The sequence below is a fragment of the Streptomyces sp. NRRL WC-3549 genome (assembly GCF_000721935.1).
Classification (GTDB): Bacteria; Actinomycetota; Actinomycetes; order Streptomycetales; family Streptomycetaceae; genus Streptomyces.
The window spans coordinates 357990-361077 of the sequence record NZ_KL585394.1 but is presented as its reverse complement, the minus strand read 5'-3'; the positions used below and the strand labels follow the sequence as shown (position 1 = coordinate 361077).

The 3088-nt window shown below is 75.5% G+C and carries 2 protein-coding genes and 1 pseudogene; 1 reads left to right on the top strand and 2 read right to left on the bottom strand.

The genetic code is table 11. The annotated features are described in order from the left end of the window. Together IH13_RS44545 and IH13_RS0112415 are read right to left on the bottom strand one after the other, a co-directional pair. A pseudogene (locus IH13_RS44545) lies at positions 1 to 320 on the bottom strand (hypothetical protein); the annotation flags it as partial. A gap of 47 nt (positions 321 to 367) precedes the next feature. Next, positions 368 to 1825 carry a hypothetical protein gene (locus IH13_RS0112415; protein ID WP_051835831.1) on the bottom strand — a complete coding sequence of 486 codons (1458 nt, stop codon included), beginning with the start codon at positions 1823 to 1825 and terminating at the stop codon, positions 368 to 370. A gap of 127 nt (positions 1826 to 1952) precedes the next feature. Between IH13_RS0112415 and IH13_RS0112410 the strand changes: the two genes are divergently transcribed. Then, the coding region (locus IH13_RS0112410; RefSeq protein WP_031083799.1) for an ATP-binding protein at positions 1953 to 3088 on the top strand (1136 nt) is incomplete at its 3' end.

Here is a 3088-nt window from a genome sequence, read left to right as displayed (position 1 = left end):
CCCACGGCGGGCAGGAGCGCCGCCCGCCGCCGCACCGTCTGCAGGGCTGCCGCGTCCAGGAGAGCCGTCGGACCGGCCGACGCCCCCGGCACCGATGGACCGAGCCGCAACGGGCGCCGGTCCGTGCCCAGCAGGGCCGTGGTGACGAGCTCCTCCCACGGGACGCCTACCGCCGGCCCTGGCCCGGCCGGGGGCGACGCGGCGACAGCGGTGCGGCTGCCCCCGCCCGTGGTGTCGGCCGTGGACGCTGATGTCGCCGTCGACATGGCCCGGGTGGACGTGGACGGGGTGGACGGGGTCGGCGTGGTGGTGGCAGACATGCGGTGTCCTCCGATGCCGTTCGGTCGCGAGCGGGGGTGACGGCCTGTCAAGTGAGGGCGACGATGCCGTCGGTGTCCTGGTTCAGGGTCTCCGTGTCCGGGGTGCCCCCGGCCGGTGTGTGCGGGCTCCAGACCGCCAAGGGGTCGAACCCCCGGTGCCCGCACTCGCCGAACACCGAGACGGGGCGGCCCCCGGCGAGCGCGACGAGCTTCCACAGCCCGGCGCGGGACCGCGCGGTGGCCGTGAGGGGGAGTGCCGTGCCGTCCTCCGCGCCCACCAGCTGCCACCCGCCCTCCGAGGGCACGGGTATGACGTCCCTGACGGTCACCGGCCACGCGTCCAGCCACGGGTCGTCGTGCAGGGCGCGCCCGTACGCCGCGGTGGCGTCGGCCGTCGTGCCGCCCGGCGGCGGGACGGCCCGGACGCCGGGCGCCCCGAACTGCTCACCCAGGTCCCCCCGCAGCCCGCCGCCACCCGGATAGGGCGTGATCTCCGCGTCGATCGTCGTGCCCACCGGGAAGGACCACGCGGGTGTGCGCCCGGCGGCCCCGAAGGACAGCAGCAACGTCGTACGCGCGGACTTCTGCCCGTACAGCCAGATGCGGCGGGTCACCAACGCGCCGTCAGGGGTGTCGTACTGGGCGAGGACCAGCCAACGGTCGCGTACGGGCGGCCCCTCCGCGGAGGCCGTGAGCCCTACCCTCGTACGGACCGTGGCGGCCAGCGGGGCGGGCAGGTGCTCGCGGCGCAGCCATGCCGAGTCCAGCAGATGCAGCAACGCGCACGCTTCCAGCAACCGCCCCGGCCGGCCCGGCCCCGACGCCGTGATCGTCCCCAACTCCCGGACCCGGGCGGCGAGTCCGGGGGCCTGTGCGTCGACCATGCGGGCCGCCGTCTCCTCCCACAGGCCGTGATCCGGACGGTCCGCCGCGGCGAGCCCGCCCCGTAAGAGGTCGGAGAGACGCTGCTCCAACTCCTGGGCGCCCCCGGTGATCCGCTCCGCCCGTCGGGCCGCGCGCCGCCCGGCCGCATCCGGATCGGCGCGACCCGTCGCGCCGGTTGCCGGTCCGGTTGCCGGTCCGGCGCTCCGGCCTGTCCGGCCGGGCCCGCCGGCCGCGGGCGTACGGGCGCGGTCCTCGAGCCACGACCGTGCCCATTCCGGGGCCGCCCCGTCCGGCCGGAGCACGGGATCGCCGCACACCCCGAGCAGCAGCAGCCCCAGCGCGTGTGCGCACGGTGCCTTCGGGGCCGGGCAATCGCAGTGGTACGCCGATCCGGTGGTGTCGACCGCCGTGCGGTACACACGGCCGCCCCCGCCCGGGCACAGCCCCCACAGCGCGTCCGGCTCCGACCGGCCCGCTTCCGTCCACAGATGCCCGGCGCCGAGTGTGCGTCCGGCCGCGCGTGACGCCTGGTCAGGAGCCAGCGCCAGCACTCGGTCCACCGTCCCGCACACCGGCGGGCCGGCGGCGCGCCTCGGTTCTCCCCCGTGAGATCGCAGCATGGTCACGACGGTAGGACGCACCACTGACAATCGCTCTGACCTGCGCTTTCACCGTTCGGCGGCCGATTGTCAGTGCCATGGTGCACGGTGGGGACCACATCGGGTCGAACGATCTGGAGGGGGATCCATGACCGTGTCCGAGTCCGTACGCACCGCCTCGACCACCATCGCCTCGACCGCAGCCGCAGATGTCGGCGGCCCCGCCGAGGGCGGCGCGCTGAGGCCGCACGCCGAGCACGCCTTCGCGGACGAACTCACCGCGCTCGCCGCCGCGGACGACCGGCCCCGGCCCGCGCGTTGGCGGCTCTCGCCCTGGGGTGTCGCGACCTATCTGCTCGGCGGCACCCTCCCGGACGGCACGGTGGTCACCCCGAAGTACGTGGGGCCCCGCCGCCTCGTCGAGGTCGCCGTCAGCACCCTCGCCACCGACCGGGCGCTGCTGCTTCTCGGGGTGCCGGGCACCGCCAAGACGTGGGTGTCGGAGCATCTCGCGGCGGCGGTCAGCGGGGACTCGACCCTGCTCGTGCAGGGCACGGCCGGCACCCCCGAGGAGGCCGTCCGCTACGGGTGGAACTACGCGCAGCTGCTCGCCCGGGGCCCCAGCCGCGACGCCCTCGTGCCGAGCCCCGTCATGCGGGCGATGGCCGACGGCATGACCGCCCGGGTCGAGGAGCTCACGCGTATGCCCGCGGACGTCCAGGACGCGCTGATCACGGTCCTGTCGGAGAAGACGCTGCCCGTCCCCGAGCTCGGCCAGGAGGTGCAGGCGGTGCGCGGGTTCAACCTGATCGCCACCGCCAACGACCGTGACCGGGGGGTCAACGAGCTGTCCAGCGCCCTGCGCCGGCGTTTCAACACGGTCGTGCTGCCGCTGCCCGCCACACCCGACGCCGAGGTCGACATCGTGTCCCGGCGCGTGGACCAGATAGGCCGCTCGCTCGACCTGCCGCCGGCGCCCGACGGGATGGCGGAGATCCGGCGCGTCGTCACGGTCTTCCGCGAACTGCGTGACGGCGTCACCACGGACGGCCGCACGAAGCTCAAGTCGCCGTCCGGGACGCTGTCCACGGCCGAGGCGATCTCCGTCGTCACCGGCGGGCTCGCGCTCGCCGCCCACTTCGGCGACGGGGTCCTGCGGCCCGGGGACGTGGCCGCCGGGGTCCTGGGCGCGGTCGTCCGGGACCCGGCCGCGGACCGGGTGGTGTGGCAGGAGTACCTGGAGGCGGTGGTCCGTGACCGCGACGGCTGGAAGGACTTCTACCG